The sequence below is a fragment of the Streptomyces sp. SID5469 genome, assembly GCF_009862865.1.
GTDB lineage: Bacteria > Actinomycetota > Actinomycetes > Streptomycetales > Streptomycetaceae > Streptomyces > Streptomyces avermitilis.
Map to the genome: position 1 here is coordinate 4,300,441 of NZ_WWIN01000001.1, position 16,817 is coordinate 4,317,257.

Sequence of the window (16,817 nt, forward strand, 5' to 3'; positions counted from 1 at the left end):
CACCGAGGCGGTCGGGGGCGCGGCGAGAGCCTCTCCCTGTCCGCGGAATGGGGGAGGCTTCCGGACAGGTACGTCGGCGCGTGGGCGTCGGGGACACGGCAGCGCGATACCGTCGGCGCGAACAGCACCGCCCTACAGCACCGCCCGACGCTCGCCCCGTTCGCGAACCGTGCTCCGTCCGTTGCCGCCGCGGCCTCGCCCCCCGCGGTGCCCGCCCGGGAAGGCCCCGATGCCCCGCTCCACGCTGCCTCCTCCGCCGCCGCCCGCGCATCTGCGGACCTGGCCGGACCGTTCGGCGCTGCTGGCCGACCGGTGGCGGGCGCTGGAGGAGCTGCGCAGACGGAGTCTTGGGGTGCACCGGGTGCTGCTGCTCTGGCTGCTGGCGGTCACGGCGATCATCGGCTGGGCGCTGCTCGTCCTGCCGTTGCAGCAGATCGAGCAGGAGGACCCCACCAGCCTCGTCCTCGGCCCGCTCTTCGCCATTCTGGGCCTCGCGGCGCTCACCCCCTCGCTCGTCACGGTCAGCCTCGCCGTCCGCCGCGACGGCCGGATACACCAACTTCTGGACGACTGGCTCCGGCTGGACAGCCACCCGCCGACGGACGCCCGTCTCCGCGCCCCCGGCCTCAGCCTCTTCTGGCTGCTCTCCTCACTCTGCGTCTGCGCGATCGGCCTGTGGTCGTCGTTCGCGGCGACGGCCGACGCCAAGCCCGGTGGGGGCACCTACGGCGATGTCGCCCTGGGGATGGGTATCGGCCTGATCCTGTGGCTGACCGGCCTCATCGGCGTGGGCAAGGCCGTACGTCATTACCGGTGGGCGGTACGGGCGTTGCGGCCGCGGCCGGGGGTGCGGTCAGGGGCGGAGCCGGCTCCCGGGTTGGGGGCGGCACCGGGGCCGGGGGCAGCACCCGGGGCCGGACCGGCGTCGGGGGAAGCGTCGAACGGTCGGTGACCTTGAGGTCCGGGAGGTACGTCTCTCAGCCGACCTCCCGCAGCGCCTCGCCGATCGCCGTCACTCCCTCAGCGGGGGCCCCGGCCGTGTCCGGTGACGCGACGCAGCCGGGCGGCAGCCCCGGCGGCCCGGCCGCCTGCGGTGCCAGGACAGCGGATGCGCCGGCTCTGTCCCTGCCCCGCCACTCCCCCGCCCGCATGTCCCGTCATCTGCCCCGGCGTTGCCGCCACGCAGGCGGAAACCGGGTGACCGGCCGCCGCGCACCCACCCCATCGTCAGACCGGTCGGGTCAGACCAGCCATGTCCTGCCGGTCGCGTCCTACTAGTCGGGGCAGACCAGCCGGGTCAGACCAGTCGGCGGGCCGTGGCCCATCTGGTCAGCTCGTGACGGTTCGACAGCTGGAGCTTCCTCAGCACCGCCGAGACATGGGACTCGACCGTCTTGACGGAGATGAACAGCTGCTTGGCGATCTCCTTGTACGCGTAGCCGCGGGCGATCAGGCGCAGGACCTCGCGCTCGCGCTGGGTGAGGCGGTCCAGGTCCTCGTCGACCGGTGGGGCGTCGGTCGAGGCGAAGGCGTCGAGGACGAAGCCGGCCAGGCGCGGGGAGAAGACCGCGTCGCCCTCCTGAACGCGGAAGACGGAGTTGACCAGGTCCGTGCCCGTGATGGTCTTGGTGACATAACCGCGGGCCCCGCCGCGGATGACGCCGATCACATCCTCCGCCGCGTCCGAGACGGACAGGGCGAGGAAACGGACCGGCTGCTCCGCGTCGGCCATCAACGGCGCGCAGCGGCGCAGGACTTCGACCCCGCCGCCGCCCGGCAGATGGACGTCGAGGAGGACCACCTCGGGGCGCGTGGCCGTGATGACCGTGATCGCCTGGTCGACGTCCGCGGCCTCGCCGACCACCTCGACGCCGGTGCGCTCGGTCTGCCCGATCTCGGCCTGCACCCCCGTCCGGAACATGCGGTGGTCGTCCACGAGTACGACCCGCACATGCCGCCCGGGGGCGTCCGCTCCGGTCACGCCGCCGTTCGGCTCGGCCGACCCGCTCGGCTCCTTCGCGTCACTCATGACGTCTTCTCCGCCCTCTCCATCTCCAACTCGACCTCCGTACCGCCGTCGGGCACCGCACGCAGCCGTGCCGTTCCGCCGTTGCGCTCCATGCGGCCGATGATCGATTCTCTGACGCCCATGCGGTCGCCGGGTATCGCGTCGAGGTCGAAGCCGGGGCCCCGGTCGCGAACGGACACGAAGACCGTCCTGCCCTCGACTTCGGCGTAGACCTGTACGGCTCCGCCGTCGCCACCGTACTTGGCGGCGTTCACCATTGCTTCCCGCGCGGCCTGCATCTGTGCGGTCAGGCCCTCGTCGAGCGGGCAGTCGCCGACTATGACGACCTCGATGGGGACACCGTGCTTGTCCTCCACCTCCGCCGCGTTGCGCCGGACCGCCTCGGCGAGGGTGTCCGGCTCGTCGGCCTCGTCCTTGCCGGTTCCCTCGGGCTTGTAGAGCCAGGCGCGCAGGTCGCGCTCCTGGGCACGGGCGAGGCGCCGCACCTCGTTCGCACTCTCCGCGTTGCGCTGGATCAGGGTCAGGGTGTGCAGCACCGAGTCGTGGACGTGGGCGGCGACCTCCGCGCGCTCCTGGGCGCGGATACGCATCAGGCGCTCCTCGGAGAGGTCCTGTGTCATGCGTACGAGGTAGGGGCCGGCCAGGAGCGCTATGCCGACCAGGACCGCGAGCGCCGCCTGGAGCACCGAGCCGAGGTGGGCAGCGGAGCCCTGTAGGACGAAGATGCCGGAGACACCGGCGGTGACCAGCAGGACACCGGCCGCGGACCGCAGCAGCGTGAGTGTGCGCCGGCGGCGGCCGACCTCCACCCAGCGGGCCCGCCGTGCGTTGTCCGCCTGGCGCCAGACCAGGGCGACTCCCGCGCCGACGAGCACGGTGGGCCAGAGATACGCCTTGGCTCCGCCGCCGAGATTCACCTTGCCGACGAAGACCATCGCCACGACGACCATGAGGAGCAGAGCGGCGATCTGTCCCTTGTCGGGCTTGCGGGCGACGAGTCTGCGACGGCCGTCCGCGGCGGTCTCGGTGGTGAGGGCAGGCGGGCGCTGGGCGTCGACGCCGCCCACGCCGAGCGGCACGAAGAACCAGAACGCGGCGTACAGCAGCGCGCCCAGCCCGTCCGCCATGAACAGGCCGACGAACACGAGCCGCACCCAGATCACGGGCAGACCGAGATGCCCGGCGAGCCCCCGCGCCACGCCCCCGAGCCAGCGTCCGTCACTGCTGCGGTAGAGCTTGCGCGGGAGCCGCGGGTCGGCGAGTGGCACTGCTGCGGCGTCCGGCATGCCATCGATGTTCACACGACCGGCCCACCCGGGCATCAGGGTCTACCCCCGAGACTCCCCTGATCTTCGAAAGACCGCTGATCGAACACTTCCCGCCGCCCCCGTCAGGGCAGATATCAGGGTTCCGCCAGGGTCATCCCGACTGCCGCCGGGCGGCCGCGGCGGCGACGATATACACATGACAGATCAGCAGCACGCGGCACCGGAGCCGGGCCCCGGTCCGGGCCCCGGCACCGGCCGTGGTCCGGAGCCCGGCGCGGACCACGGCGCCCGACCACCGGCGGCCGAGCCACGGGACGCCGCGCCGTCCGCCGGCCCGTCAGGTGACGCTGCCGCGTCCGAGGCGACGGCCCCGACGGCCCCGCCCAGGTTCCGCCGCGACCGGCGGCACAGAATGCTGGGGGGTGTGTGCGCGGGGCTGGGGCGGCAGTGCGACATGGATCCGGTGATCTTCCGGATCGTGCTCGCGGTGCTCTCCGCGACCGGCGGCCTCGGCCTTATCTTCTACGGCTTCGTCTGGCTCTTCGTCCCGTACGACGACGAGGAGGAGAACGAGGTGCGCAAGCTGCTGACCGGCCGCGTCGACGGCCCCGCGCTGGCCGCCGTCCTCTTCGCCCTGGTCGGCTGCGGCGTCTTCCTCTCCATGCTCAACAACGGCGGGGTGCTCACCTTCGCGGCGGTCCTCTCCCTGCTCCTCGCGGGCGCGGGGTACTGGTCGCAGCGGCGCGGCGCCCCCGATCCCGACCCGCTGGCCGCCCAGGCCGTGGCCGATGCCCCGCCGGAGGCCAAGGCACCACCCGTGCCCGCCTCCTACCCCTCCTGGTGGCGCGACCCGATCGTCAAGGACGGCACGCATGTGGGTGGCACGGGCTATCTGTGGGGGCCCATGGACGCCCGGGACCGGGACGTCTCGGCGGCGGTCAACATCGCCCGCGGCACCTCGTTCCGCCAGGACATACGCACGGCGCGCGAGCCGAAGCCGCGTGGTCCGCGCTGGATCGGCGGCTGGGTGTTCCTGTTCGCCCTGCTGGCGGGAGCCCTCGGCACCGGGCTGACATGGGACGACCACGCTCTCGGCACCAGTCTCCAGACCGGCCTGGCGTGCGCGCTGGCCGTGTTCGGCACAGGCATCGCGATCAGCGCGTTCCTGGGGCGCACGGGCGCGGGCTCACTCTTCCTGGCGGTGATCACGGCGGGTCTGCTCGCGGCGTCCGCGGCCCTACCGAAGGACATCAGCACGCACTGGGTGCGGACGAACTGGACACCGGCGTCGGCGTCGGCCGTGCAGCCGAGGTACGAGCTCGGCACGGGCGAGGGCACCTTGGATCTGACCCGTCTGCGTCTCGCCAAGGACCAGACGGTGACGACGGGGGCGCAGGTCGGGGCCGGCCGGCTCAGGGTCGTGCTGCCCGCCGACGTGACGGCAGAAGTGGACATCCGGGCGGGCATCGGCGACATCCAGTTGCCGGGCGACGGAAAGCAGGACGTGGACGTGGAGCCGGGCAAGCAGCAGCAAGTGACGCTCACCCCGTCCGGCACGAAGAACGGCGGCACGCTGAACCTCGACCTCGAAGTCGGCGTGGGACAGGTGGAGGTAACTCGTGCTGCGTCATGAATTCCAGCCAGGAAAGCTGATAGCGGGCTTGTTCCTCACCGTCGCGGGCGTCGCCTTCGCCGGCGATGCGGGCGGCTCATGGGAGACGCCGTGGTTCGCGATCATCCCGATGGTCACGGGCGGCCTCTGCCTGGCGGGTGCGGCGGCGTTCCTGACGCACGCGATACGCCAACGGCGCGCAGGCCACGACCATGCTTCTCCCGAGCCGGAGGGGGCGTGGCCGTCGGACCGGCCGTCGGGGGGATGAGCGTCGGGGTGACAAGCAGCGGGCCGAGGGGTCGCGCCGACGGTGACTCGACGACGGTGACTCGACGACGGGTGACGGACGCCGGAGGAGAACTTCACAGCGGCAATCGAGCGCGTAAGCGTCGGCCGACCTCGTCACGGGTAGCCGGGCCGCGTCAGCGCCGACCGACCTCGTCGGCGGAGCCAGGCCGTCGCGTCAGCGGTAGCCGGCCCCGCGTTGCCTGCGTCGTGCGCGCAGGGCCGCGTCCAGGGAGAACACGGAGGCGCCGGCGAGAACCAGGGGGAGCCAGGCCATGAGATAGGCGAGGTCGTTGCCGTAGTAGTAGGGGTCGGAGGCCCAGCTCACGGTCAGCCAGAGACTGAGGGAGATCAGGGCCCCGCCGAGCGCGGCGAGGCGGGTCAGCAGGCCGATGAGGGTGCCGATACCGACGGCCAGTTCACCTAGAGCTATGGCGTAGCCGAAGCCGACGGGGTTCTTCAGCGCGAGGTCGACAAGGGCCGGGATCGCCGAGGAGTCGCGCACCGTGCGCATCATGTCGCCGATCGAGCCTGCGCCGGACTCGGACATGAACGCGCTGTTGGTGAGCTTGTCCAGGCCCGCGTAGATGAAGGTGACGCCGAGGAAGACCCGCAGAGGCAGCAGCGCGTATCGGGTGGCGGTGTCCCGCCAGTCCCGGTCGCCTTCGAGGTAGGGGCTTTGGGTGTCGGTGCGCATGCCGTGAGCCATCGCTGGTGCCGCCTCTCGCCCGCCGGTCCGTTGCCCTCTCAACAAACCATACGTAGGGAGGGCCGCTACCGCTCAGTATCTGCGCCGTCTGTTTTCCGTCCTCGCCCGTAAATACGCACCGCCGGGCGGCACACGAACCACACCCCTCAGTCCGTGACGCCACACCCCTCAGTCCGTCACGTCGATCGTCACCCGATTCGTTTCGACCCCCGCCGCCGTGATCACCTGCACCTCCACGCGCCCCGGCTCCACATCCGCCGGCACCGGCACCGTCAGTACCGCATCCGTCGGGTTGCTGAAGCCCCCCGCCACCGGCACCAGTGGCACATGCACATGCACCGCCCCGATCCGCACCACCATCCGCGACAACCGGTCCGCCGTCTGCGCCCCCGGCGGCACGAAGCCCGCGCCCCGGATCTCGATGTCGTCGCCGGTCCGGATCGGCGCGTCCAGATCCCCCGCCTCCCGGGCCCGCACGACGGACAGGACCACCGGACGCCCGCCCTCCGCGTACTTCCCGGCGAGATACGTCGCGGCGGACACGAGCACCAGCAGCGCCAGCCCCCACGGCAGATCGGGGAGTTGGTCGGGACGCCGGGCCAGCCGTACCGCGGCGAAGGCGAGAGCCACCGCGCCCACCACCACGTACTGGATGTCCGCGAAGCTCCCCCGCCCCGAGTCGTCCGTGAGCAGATCCGCTCCGCGCGGGCGGTCGGCGCGTACCTTCTGGAGCCGCTGCCCCAGCACCCGCAGGCCCACCACCCGCCGCACCAGCACCGCGATGCCGCAGGCCACGGCGACCACGGTCACCACGCCCACTCCGCGGGCGAGTTCGAGCCCGGCGATCAGCGCGTCCCGTTCACCGGGCCCGGACGCGGCCGCCAGCTGCCCCACCAGCACGAGCACCGCGTACACCACGAACAGCACCCAACTCGCCGCGACCGCACGGGAGGTGGAGAGCCGGTTGTCCTCGCCGATGACCGGCGCCAGGGCTCCGCCGCGCGCCCGGTGCAGATAGCCCGCGCCGGTGAGCGACCCGCCCACCACCACCGCGGCGAGCAGCCCGGCAGTCCGCGCCACCGTCCACCCCGCACCGATGGCGGTCAGCGCCTGTGCCAGGAGCAGCGCCCCGACCACGCCCCAGACCACGAACGCCGTATGCCGCCACAGCCGGCCCAGCCAGGCCTCGCCCTCGACCCGCCCTCGCTCGGCGACGAGGTCCGCGGACTGGGTCAGTTCGTCCGACACCCACTGCCGCGAGGCCGACGCGGAGTACGCGACCGCCGCCGGCAGCCCCTGCCCCGACGCGAACTCGTCCCGCCTGGAGAGGAACGCGGCCACCGCACGCCGATGTCCCTCGCGCGCGCCGTGCGGACAGTCCCCGCAGGTGCACCCGCCCTCATGCGCACCGGGCCCGGTTCCACGCCCCGCGCCCTGCCTCGCCTCCTGCACCGCCACCAACTGCCGCCTTCCCGCGCCAGAACTCCAACCCACCGGACAACCGACCACCACACAGGCCCACCACCGCACAGACCCGCACCGCGACAGGCCCACACCGCGACAGGCCCACCACAGCACACCCGCACCGCACGCACCCGCATCGCCGCACGCCCACGCCGCCGCACACCAGCACCGCGCGGCCCCGTACCGCCGCGCACCCGCACAACTCCCGGCCGACGACAGCGAATTGTGCCGTACCGAACACCCCCCGCATCCGGCAGGTCCGTCAGTCCGAGTGAACTCGCGGGCCCCCTGTTGACCCGGCTGCGAGAATTTCCGTATGGCCGAGATCATCCAGCGCGACGGGAGCTGGGCCTTCGACGGCAGTACGGTCCGGATCACGCCGGGACTGCACCGCTCCGTGCCGTTGTTCCGGCAGACGTACGGGGAGGTCACCGTCCCCCTGGAGGCGATCTCCGGCATCGTCTACGAGCCCGAACGCAAGCGCGGCAGGCTGCGGCTGAGGCTGCGCGAGGGCGCCGATCCGCTGCTCCAGGCGACCGGCGGACGCCTGCCGGACGCCGCCGACCCCTACCGGCTGGCCGTGGACATCGACCGCTCGGGGGTCGCCGAGTACGTCGCCGAGGAGATCCGGCACTCGCTCCTGCTCGAGCAGATTCCCCAGGAGCCGACGAAGGCCTACCTCCTGTCCGGCCCACCCGTCCCGGTCTCCGTCCGTTCGAGTGACGGCACGGTCTCCTTCGACGGCGCCGAAGTGCGGATCGACTGGAGTGACACCTCCGAACGGATCAAGCGGGCGACGGGTCCGCGGATCATCGCGGTCGGCGATCTGGTGCAGGTCGAGTGGCTGCCCAACTCCGGTTACGAGGACGGCTTCCTGCGCTTCGTGACCCGTGAGACCGTCTTCTCCAAGCTGCCGCCGGAGAAGGACCCGTACGCCCTCGATCTGTGGGGCAGCGCCCGGCGCGATCTGCTGACGGCCCTCGTCGCCGCCGCGGTCACCGCCCGGCTGCCGCACCCCTCGACCCGCCTCGCCGACTTCGTGGAGCGCCCGCGGCTCGCCACCGCCGTACCACCCGCGGCCGACCACGACGTACTCCTGCGCCGCCTCAGGGATCTGGGCGAGCTGCACCGCGAGGGCGTGCTGACGGACGAGGAGTTCGCCGCGGCCAAGGCAGCCGTCCTCCGGGGCTTCTGACACCGTCAGCTCAGCAGGTCCGGCTCGCTCCGGCTGATGTCCTGCCACAGCGGCTGGTAGTTGATCCACGCCACCAGATCCCCGCCGAGCTGCTCGCGGGTCGCCACCGCCTGCTTGTGGTCGATCAGGACCGGCCGGCCCGCCGCCCTCGCGGTCAGCTGCACCTGGCAGGACCGTTCCATCGACACGAACCACCAGGCCGCCGCGTCCACCGAGTCGCCGACCGTCAGCAGCCCGTGGTTGCGCAGCACCAGCGCCTTGCGGGTGTCGAGCGCGGAGGCGATCCGGCGGCCTTCCTCGGCGTCCACCGCGACCCCCGTGTACGCGTCGTACAGCGCGTGGTCCTCGTAGAAGGCGCAGCTCTCCTGGGTGATCGGGTCCAGCAGGTCGCCGAGCGCGGACAGGGCGCGCCCGTGCACGGAGTGGCAGTGGGCGACGGCCACGACGTCGGGGCGGGCGGCATGCACCTGGGCGTGCACGGTGAATGCCGCCTGGTTGACGTGGTAGCGGCCCTCGATCACCTGCCCCGAGGCGTTCACCATCACAAGATCACTCACGGTCACATGCTTGAACGGCATTCCGAACGGGTTGACCCAGAAGCAGTCGCTGTACTCGGGATCGCGCGCGGTGATGTGGCCGGAGACCCCGTCCTCGAATCCGAGCCGCCCGAAGAGCCGCAGGGCGCCGGCCAGCCGTTCCTTGCGATGCGTGCGCTCGTCGTCCAGTGACTCGTACATCGGCGGCATGGCGAACTGCAGCCGGTCGGTGGGCAGGGGCAGGGGTGGTGTGGGCCCGTACATCGGTCCTCCAGGCCTGAGTTCCGTCACGGAGCGGAAGTTACCGTCGGTCAGCGCAGGAAAACAGAGCAGTTCTGTGAAGAGATCCGTGAATGCTCCCGGTCCGGCGGGGCGTGACCGCTGCCCCGGATGACGGGTCCGGCGACATCCCTGCGGACGACCCCCGTTCACAGCACTGACCCGGCCCGACGACGGGCCATGGCAGTCTGGCGGGGATACCCGACAGAAGATGTCGGGTATCCCCGCCAGACTCCCCGTATGACACAGACGAACTGGGCGGCTTTCACCACGGCGGAACCCGGGCTCGCGAATATCGCCGAGGAGCGTTTCGGGGGCTTCGCCCATCACGTCCTGGCGACCCTGCGCAAGGACGGCTCGCCCCGCACGACCGGCCTCGAAGTCCGCTTCCTGCACGGCGAACTGTGGCTCGGCATGATGCCGGACTCGCTGAAGGCGCTCGACCTGCGCCGCGACCCGCGCTTCGCGCTCCAGGCGAACCCCGGGGAGGGGGCCGGGACGGGGGGCGGGGACGTACGGATCAGCGGGCGGGCGATCGAGGTCGAGGACCCGGCGACGAAGGCCGCGTATGGGAAAGAGGTGGAACCGCCGGAGCCGTTCCACCTCTTCCGCACCGAGCTGACGGAGGTCGTACGGACCTACGTCGAGGACGACATGTATCTGGTCGTCGAGATCTGGCGGCCTGGCGCGCCGGTGCGCACGCTCAGGCGGACGTGAGCCTCGGGACTACTCCCCCTCGGCTCCCGGGACTACTCCCACTCGATGGTGCCCGGCGGCTTGCTCGTCACGTCGAGGACGACTCGGTTGACGTCCGCGACCTCGTTCGTGATCCGCGTGGAGATCTTCGCCAGGGTGTCGTACGGGAGGCGCGACCAGTCGGCGGTCATGGCGTCCTCGCTGGACACCGGGCGCAGCACGATCGGGTGGCCGTAGGTGCGGCCGTCGCCCTGGACGCCGACGCTGCGGACGTCCGCGAGCAGGACCACCGGGCACTGCCAGATCTCGCGGTCGAGACCGGCGGCCGTCAGCTCCTCGCGGGCGATGGCGTCGGCCTCGCGGAGCAGGTCCAGACGCTCCTTGGTGACCTCGCCGACGATGCGGATGCCGAGGCCCGGGCCGGGGAACGGCTGGCGCTGGACGATCTCGTCCGGCAGGCCGAGCTCCTGGCCGACCATGCGGACCTCGTCCTTGAACAGCTTGCGCAGCGGCTCGATGAGCTCGAACTCGAGGTCCTCGGGCAGGCCGCCCACGTTGTGGTGGGACTTGATGTTGGCCGTGCCCGTACCGCCGCCGGACTCGACCACGTCCGGGTAGAGGGTGCCCTGGACCAGGAAGGCCACCTCGGGACCCTCGTCCGCGATGATCTCCGCCTGCGCCTGCTCGAAGACCCGGATGAACTCGCGGCCGATGATCTTCCGCTTCTCCTCGGGGTCCGAGACACCCTTGAGCGCGGTGAGGAAACGCTCCTCCGCGTCCACGACCTTCAACTGGACGCCGGTCGCGGCCACGAAGTCCTTCTCGACCTGCTCGGTCTCGCCCTGGCGCATCAGACCGTGGTCGACGTACACACAGGTCAGCTGGGAACCGATGGCCTTCTGTACGAGCGCGGCGGCCACGGCGGAGTCGACGCCGCCGGACAGACCGCAGATGGCGCGCCGGGTGCCGACCTGCTCGCGGATGAGCTCCACCTGCTCGTCGATGACGTTGCCGGTGGTCCAGGACGGGGTGAGGCCCGCGCCCCGGTACAGGAAGTGCTCCAGCACCTGCTGGCCGTGCGTGGAGTGCATGACCTCGGGGTGGTACTGGACGCCGTACAGGCGCTTCTCGTCGTTCTCGAAGGCCGCGACCGGGACGACGTCCGTGGAGGCCGTGACCGTGAAGCCCTCGGGGGCGGCGGAGCAGGCGTCGCCGTGCGACATCCAGACCGGCTGCTCGTCGGGGGTGCCCTCGAAGAGCGTCGAGCCGGACTTGCTGACGTGCAGCGGCGTGCGGCCGTACTCGCGGGCGCCGGTGTTGTCGACCGTGCCGCCGAGGGTCGTGGCCATCAGCTGGAAGCCGTAGCACATGCCGAAGACCGGGACGCCGGCCTCGAAGATCTCGCGGTCGAGGCGGGGGGCGCCCTCCGCGTACACCGACGAGGGGCCGCCGGAGAGGATGATCGCCGCCGGGTTCTTGGCGAGCATCTCCGCGACCGGCATGGTGCTCGGCACGATCTCGCTGTAGACCCGGGCCTCGCGGACGCGGCGGGCGATGAGCTGGGCGTACTGTGCGCCGAAGTCGACGACCAGAACGGTGTCGGGGGCGGCGGCGGAGGGTGCTGATGGCACGGTTTGCCTTCCGGCGGTGAGCTAGGGCTGTGCTGCCGATTCTACCGGTTCCGTACCGGCCCTCCGGGGCTCCGCCCGGGACCCCGGTATCGGCCTGCCGGCCGGACCGCGCGCCCGCAGGCCCGCCGACCGGGCTCAGGGCCCGTCTACCGCACCGTCGGTCCCTGCTCCTCCTCGCCCTGCGGGGCCTTCTTCAGGGGGGTGCGGGACAGGAACAGGCCGAAGACCGGGGGCTGCGCCTGGAGCATCTCCAGGCGGCCGCCGTCGGCCTCCGCGAGGTCGCGGGCGACCGCGAGGCCGATGCCCGTCGAGTTCCGGCCGCTGATCGTGCGCTCGAAGATGCGGGCGCCGAGGTCGGCGGGGACGCCGGGGCCCTCGTCGGTGACCTCGACGACGGCCTGGTTGCCGGTGACCCGGGTGCGCAGGGCGACCGTGCCGCCGCCGTGCATGAGGGAGTTCTCGATCAGGGCGGCCAGGACCTGGGCGACCGCTCCCGGTGTACCGACCGCCCGCAGGTGCCGCTTCCCGGAGCTGACGACGGCGCGGCCCTCGCTGCGGTAGGCCGGGCGCCACTCGGCGAGCTGCTGCTGGATGACCTCGTCGAGGTCGAAGGAGACGGCGGAGCCGGTACGCGGGTCGCGGGCGTTGGTCAGCAGCCGCTCCACGACGTCCGTGAGCCGCTCGACCTGCGTCAGCGCGATCGTCGCCTCCTCCTTCACCGTGTCCGGGTCATCCGTGAGGGTGATCTCCTCCAGGCGCATGGAGAGCGCGGTGAGGGGCGTACGCAGCTGGTGGGAGGCGTCCGCGGCCAGGCGGCGCTCCGCGGTCAGCATGCGGGCGATGCGCTCGGCGGAGGAGTCCAGGACGTCCGCGACCCGGTCCAGCTCCGGGACCCCGTACCGCTTGTGGCGCGGCCGGGGGTCGCCCGAGCCGAGGCGCTCCGCGGTCTCCGCGAGGTCGGTGAGCGGGGAGGCGAGCCGGTTCGCCTGGCGCACCGCGAGCAGCACCGCCGCGATCACGGCGAGCAGCGCCACCGCCGCGATGATCAGCAGCGTGCGGCCAACTTCGCGGGTCACCGCCGAGCGGGGTTCCTCGACCCGGACCGTCTCGCCCTCCTCGCCCTTCTCGGTGGCGTGGATGACATCGCCGACGGGTTTGGTGCCGATGGCGATCGGGGCCTGGCCGGGCATGGTGATCTCGGCGTACCCGCCCGCGCCGACCTGGTCCTTGAGTATGTCCGCGCTGACGCTCTCGGACCCGAGGATGCGGCTGTCCACGATGCTGGCGAGGCGCAGCGCCTCCGAGTCCACCCGCTCCTGGGCGCTGTTGCTGATCGTCCTCGTCTCGACGATCACGAGGGACAGGCCGAAGACGGCGATCACCACGAGCACGACGGCGAGGGTGGACTGGATGAGTCGACGGCGCATGTGCTGCTACCCGCGAGGAAACCCGTGAGGCACGGCCGGGTCAGCTCTTCTCGAAGCGGAAGCCCACGCCGCGCACCGTCGCGATGTAGCGGGGGTTCGCCGCGTCGTCGCCCAGCTTCTTGCGCAGCCAGGAGATGTGCATGTCCAGCGTCTTCGTGGACGACCACCAGGTGGTGTCCCAGACCTCGCGCATCAGCTGGTCGCGGGTGACGACCCGGCCCGCGTCCCGGACGAGGACGCGCAGCAGGTCGAACTCCTTCGCGGTCAGCTGGAGTTCCTCGTCCCCCATCCACGCGCGGTGCGACTCGACGTCGATGCGCACGCCGTGCGTGGCGGGCGGCTGCTGGGGCTCGGCGGCGCCGCGCCGCAGCAGGGCCCGTACCCGGGCCAGCAGTTCGGCGAGGCGGAACGGCTTGGTGACGTAGTCGTCGGCGCCCGCGTCGAGGCCGACGACGGTGTCCACCTCGTCGGCGCGCGCGGTCAGGATGAGGATCGGGATGGTGTGTCCCTCGGCGCGCAGCCGGCGGGCCACTTCCAGGCCGTCCATGCCGGGCAGACCGAGGTCCAGGACGACCAGGTCGACGCCGCCCTGCATTCCGGCGTCGAGTGCGGTGGGTCCGTCCTCGCGCACCTCGACCTCGTAACCTTCCCGGCGCAGGGCGCGGGCCAGCGGCTCCGAGATGGACGCGTCGTCCTCGGCGAGCAGTACACGGGTCATGGGGTGATGGTAGTCCGCCGATGACAAGAGCCGCGGCGTGGTCGGCTACCGGGTTTTCTTACCTTGGGCTGCGAAGATGCCCCGTTTCACATCCGTCCGCGGGCGCGGTCGCGGCCACCGGGCGCCGTGCGGGACGCACGCCGTCGGGCGGGGGTGGTCCGGGCCGCCGGCTGTGGATGGTCCGGCCTGCGGCTGTGGGATGCCATTGGGGCTAGTACCTTCGAATACGTGTCCGTGGTTCCAGAATCACCTGTGATCCACGTCTCAAGTCCTTCCATATCCGGCAGTGTCGTGTCGTATGGTGACGGCAACGCCTGTAGCTACACCGGGGGCCTTTGGCGAGCACTTGACGCCGAAGGTCTCTTTTGTGTGCGGGCTGGCCTTCGCCAGCCTTGAAAGGAATGACCTGTGGCCGGGCCTCAGCGCAGCGATGCGCGTAGAGGCGTGGATCCCGGTGGTCGCCGTCCACCGCTTCGTCATCCGGAGCGGACTCCCCATGGGCGTGGGGCGGACGCGAACGATCCCCGCCGGTGCCGGCCGCCCCCCACCGGGCGCGCACACGCTCCAGCAGCGCGTCCCGACCAGCAAGGAACGACCCATGGCGTCCAGCCTGACGAAGGACTCGGTCACCCCGGGCACCCCCGGTTCCGAGAAGACCTTCTTCGGCCACCCCCGCGGACTGGCCACTCTCTTCATGACCGAGATGTGGGAGCGGTTCTCCTACTACGGCATGAGAGCTCTGCTCCCGCTGTACCTGGTGGCACCGGGCGGCCTGCACCTGAGCGCGGCCACCGCGACCGCGATCTACTCGGTGTACGTGTCGCTCGTGTACCTGCTCGCCCTCCCGGGCGGCTGGTTCGCCGACCGTGTCCTCGGCCCCCGCAAGACGGTCGCCGTCGCGGGCCTGATCATCATGCTCGGCCACCTGACGCTGGCCCTGCCGACGTCCGGCACCTTCTTCGCGGGCCTCGGCCTGGTCGCGATCGGTTCCGGTCTGCTGAAGGCCAACATCTCGACGATGGTCGGCCACCTCTACGACGGCCCGGACGACCCGCGCCGCGACGGTGGCTTCACCCTCTTCTACATCGGCATCAACCTCGGTGCCTTCGCCGCGCCGCTGATCATCGGCACCGTCGGTGAGAACGTGAACTGGCACCTCGGCTTCGCGCTCGCCGCGCTCGGCATGGCGCTCGGCCTCGCCCAGTACCTGCTCGGCAGCCGCCACCTCAGCGCCCGCTCCAGCGACGTCCCGACGCCGCTGTCCGCCGAGGAGAAGGCCGCGACGCTGCGCAAGTCGGCGATGTGGGCGGCCGTCGCCGTCGTCTTCTACGCGATCGTCGGCTTCTCCGGCCACTACACGCTCAACTGGCTGCTGGTCCCGATCACCGTCGCCGGCCTGATCATCCCGGTCATGGTCATCGCCCGCATCAAGCGCGACAAGGCCCTCGACCGCGTCGAGCAGTCGAAGATGTCCGCGTACATCTGGTTCTTCGTCGCCGCCGCCGTCTTCTGGATGATCTACGACCAGGGCGGCTCGACCCTGTCGATCTTCGCCGACTCGTCGGCCGAGAACACCATCTTCGACTGGCACTTCCCGGTCTCCTGGTACCAGTCCGTGAACCCGGTCCTGATCATGGCCCTGGCCCCGGTGTTCGCCTGGCTGTGGCTGGCGCTGAACCGCCGCGGCAAGGAGCCGAGCACGGCGACGAAGTTCGCGTCCGGTCTGCTCCTGATCGGTGCCTCGTTCTTCCTCTTCCTGGCGCCCCTGGCGATCGCCGACGGCGGTCACAAGGCCGCCGCGATGTGGCTGGTCGCGATCTACTTCGTGCAGACCGTCGGTGAGCTGACCGTCTCCCCGGTCGGCCTCTCCGTCACCACGAAGATGGCGCCCGCGAAGTACGCCTCCCAGATGATGGGTGTCTGGTTCCTGGCCGTCACCGCCGGTGACGCCACGACCGGTCTGCTCTCCATCGCCGGCGTCGACCTCAACAAGACGGGCATCGTCGCCCTGCAGGCCACGCTCGCCGCGGTCGCCGGTGTCGCGGTGTGGATGTACCGCAAGAAGGTCAAGGAGCTGATGGGCGACGTCCACTGACGCGCGCCTGAGCAGCCCTGCCGCACTCGCTTTCCTTGCTGTCGGCCGAGGGCCGTCGCACCACCCGGTGCGGCGGCCCTCGGCCGTTCGCGTCCCTCACCCGCGCAGTTCGGGCGGGAAGCCGGTCCAGCGCAGTTCGGCGGGCAGATGGGCCATGTCGTTGAAGAAGAGCACGGCGGACGGACGGCCGGGCGTGTAGCGGAGGACGGTCAGGGCGGCGTTGCCGTGGTTGAGGCCCAGCCAGCGCCAGGGCGGGGCGTCGAGGGCGGCCCGGACCAGCCAGCCGATGAGGAAGGCGTGGGTGACGACCAGTTCGTGGCGCACCTCGTCGCCCGCCACGGGGCCGGTGAACCGCTCCTGCGCCGCCCGCGCCAGCGCCGCGCCCCGCTCGCGCTCGTCCGGCGTCACGGGCGCCAGGAACGCGAGCAGCCGGTCGGCCGCGTCCGCGGGCAGCTCGGCCCGGCCGGGCACGTACGGCACGTAGTCCCCGGCCGCCTCGGCCGCCCGCACCGGGACCTCCTTCAGCCGGTCGCCGATCAGCCGGGCGGTCTGCGCCGCGCGCGGCAGCGGGCCGTGGTGGATCGCGGCCAGCGGCACGTCACGGAGCCGGTCGCCGAGGAGTTCGGCCTGGCGGCGGCCGTTCGCGGTCAGCTCGCCCGCGTCCTCGTCCGCGGTTGCCTCGCCGTGCCGGGCGAGGTAGAGGAAGCGGGTCGCTGTGGCGTTCATGTACGGGGCCTCCAGGGGCAGGCGGACGGTGGGGGGCGTTCGGTGGGGTGGTCGTTCTGGGGGACGAGTGAGGCCCTTCCCCGGTTCACGGTCACCACGGGGCACGCGAAACGCCCGTCACCACGGGGCACGCCAAGCGCCCGTCAC

General features: G+C 71.6%; 15 protein-coding genes. 6 read left to right on the forward strand and 9 right to left on the reverse strand.

What is annotated here, in order from left to right:
- Positions 1-229 precede the first annotated feature (229 nt).
- Complete coding sequence (locus tag GTY58_RS18125; protein WP_063774052.1) at positions 230-952, forward strand: hypothetical protein; 723 nt, start codon at positions 230-232, stop codon at positions 950-952.
- 345 nt (positions 953-1,297) lie between these two features.
- On the opposite strand, the gene GTY58_RS18130 is transcribed toward GTY58_RS18125, so the two are convergent.
- Both GTY58_RS18130 and GTY58_RS18135 read right to left on the reverse strand, forming a co-directional pair.
- Entirely contained in the window at positions 1,298-2,029 is a 732-nt protein-coding gene (locus GTY58_RS18130; protein ID WP_010984901.1) for a response regulator transcription factor, read from the reverse strand.
- Positions 2,026-3,351 (reverse strand): ATP-binding protein, encoded by a 1,326-nt coding sequence (locus tag GTY58_RS18135; protein WP_037644904.1) that lies wholly within the window; start codon positions 3,349-3,351, stop codon positions 2,026-2,028. The genes GTY58_RS18130 and GTY58_RS18135 overlap by 4 nt, the downstream gene beginning before the upstream one ends.
- A 142-nt stretch (positions 3,352-3,493) precedes the next feature.
- On the opposite strand from GTY58_RS18135, the gene GTY58_RS18140 reads away from it, so the two are divergent.
- A complete protein-coding gene (locus tag GTY58_RS18140; protein ID WP_010984903.1) occupies positions 3,494-4,930 on the forward strand; it encodes a PspC domain-containing protein in 1,437 nt (478 codons plus the stop codon).
- Positions 4,917-5,177, forward strand: a complete 261-nt coding sequence (locus GTY58_RS18145; RefSeq protein WP_010984904.1) for a hypothetical protein — start codon at positions 4,917-4,919, stop codon at positions 5,175-5,177. Before GTY58_RS18140 ends, GTY58_RS18145 begins: the two co-directional genes overlap by 14 nt.
- A gap of 195 nt (positions 5,178-5,372) precedes the next feature.
- Here GTY58_RS18145 and GTY58_RS18150 read toward each other — a convergent pair whose 3' ends face one another.
- Together GTY58_RS18150 and GTY58_RS18155 are read right to left on the reverse strand one after the other, a co-directional pair.
- Positions 5,373-5,903 carry a DoxX family protein gene (locus GTY58_RS18150; RefSeq protein ID WP_037644903.1) on the reverse strand — a complete coding sequence of 177 codons (531 nt, stop codon included), beginning with the start codon at positions 5,901-5,903 and terminating at the stop codon, positions 5,373-5,375.
- Between the two features lie 168 nt (positions 5,904-6,071).
- Positions 6,072-7,361, reverse strand: a complete 1,290-nt coding sequence (locus GTY58_RS18155) for a hypothetical protein (RefSeq protein ID WP_010984906.1) — start codon at positions 7,359-7,361, stop codon at positions 6,072-6,074.
- A 322-nt stretch (positions 7,362-7,683) separates the two neighbouring features.
- Between GTY58_RS18155 and GTY58_RS18160 the strand changes: the two genes are divergently transcribed.
- A complete protein-coding gene (locus GTY58_RS18160) occupies positions 7,684-8,562 on the forward strand; it encodes a DUF4429 domain-containing protein (protein WP_010984907.1) in 879 nt (292 codons plus the stop codon).
- Positions 8,563-8,567: 5 nt separating this feature from the next.
- Here GTY58_RS18160 and GTY58_RS18165 read toward each other — a convergent pair whose 3' ends face one another.
- Positions 8,568-9,362: a class II aldolase/adducin family protein gene (locus GTY58_RS18165; protein ID WP_037644900.1), complete on the reverse strand. Its 795-nt coding sequence runs from the start codon at positions 9,360-9,362 to the stop codon at positions 8,568-8,570.
- A 255-nt stretch (positions 9,363-9,617) separates the two neighbouring features.
- Between GTY58_RS18165 and GTY58_RS18170 the strand changes: the two genes are divergently transcribed.
- Complete coding sequence (locus GTY58_RS18170) at positions 9,618-10,094, forward strand: pyridoxamine 5'-phosphate oxidase family protein (protein ID WP_010984909.1); 477 nt, start codon at positions 9,618-9,620, stop codon at positions 10,092-10,094.
- Between the two features lie 32 nt (positions 10,095-10,126).
- Here the strand turns inward: GTY58_RS18170 and guaA are convergent, their stop codons facing one another.
- From guaA to GTY58_RS18185, 3 genes are all read right to left on the reverse strand, one after another.
- The gene (gene guaA / locus GTY58_RS18175; protein WP_010984910.1) at positions 10,127-11,704 is read right to left on the reverse strand and encodes a glutamine-hydrolyzing GMP synthase; all 1,578 of its coding nucleotides are present in this window, start codon (positions 11,702-11,704) and stop codon (positions 10,127-10,129) included.
- A gap of 146 nt (positions 11,705-11,850) precedes the next feature.
- Positions 11,851-13,131, reverse strand: coding sequence for an ATP-binding protein (locus tag GTY58_RS18180; RefSeq protein ID WP_010984911.1), 1,281 nt, complete (start codon positions 13,129-13,131; stop codon positions 11,851-11,853).
- Between the two features lie 40 nt (positions 13,132-13,171).
- A complete protein-coding gene (locus tag GTY58_RS18185) occupies positions 13,172-13,849 on the reverse strand; it encodes a response regulator transcription factor (RefSeq protein ID WP_010984912.1) in 678 nt (225 codons plus the stop codon).
- Between the two features lie 598 nt (positions 13,850-14,447).
- Here GTY58_RS18185 and GTY58_RS18190 point away from each other — a divergent pair.
- Positions 14,448-15,944, forward strand: a complete 1,497-nt coding sequence (locus tag GTY58_RS18190) for an oligopeptide:H+ symporter (protein ID WP_010984913.1) — start codon at positions 14,448-14,450, stop codon at positions 15,942-15,944.
- Between the two features lie 96 nt (positions 15,945-16,040).
- Here GTY58_RS18190 and GTY58_RS18195 read toward each other — a convergent pair whose 3' ends face one another.
- The gene (locus tag GTY58_RS18195) at positions 16,041-16,670 is read right to left on the reverse strand and encodes a histidine phosphatase family protein (RefSeq protein ID WP_010984914.1); all 630 of its coding nucleotides are present in this window, start codon (positions 16,668-16,670) and stop codon (positions 16,041-16,043) included.
- Between the last annotated feature and the right edge of the window lie 147 nt (positions 16,671-16,817).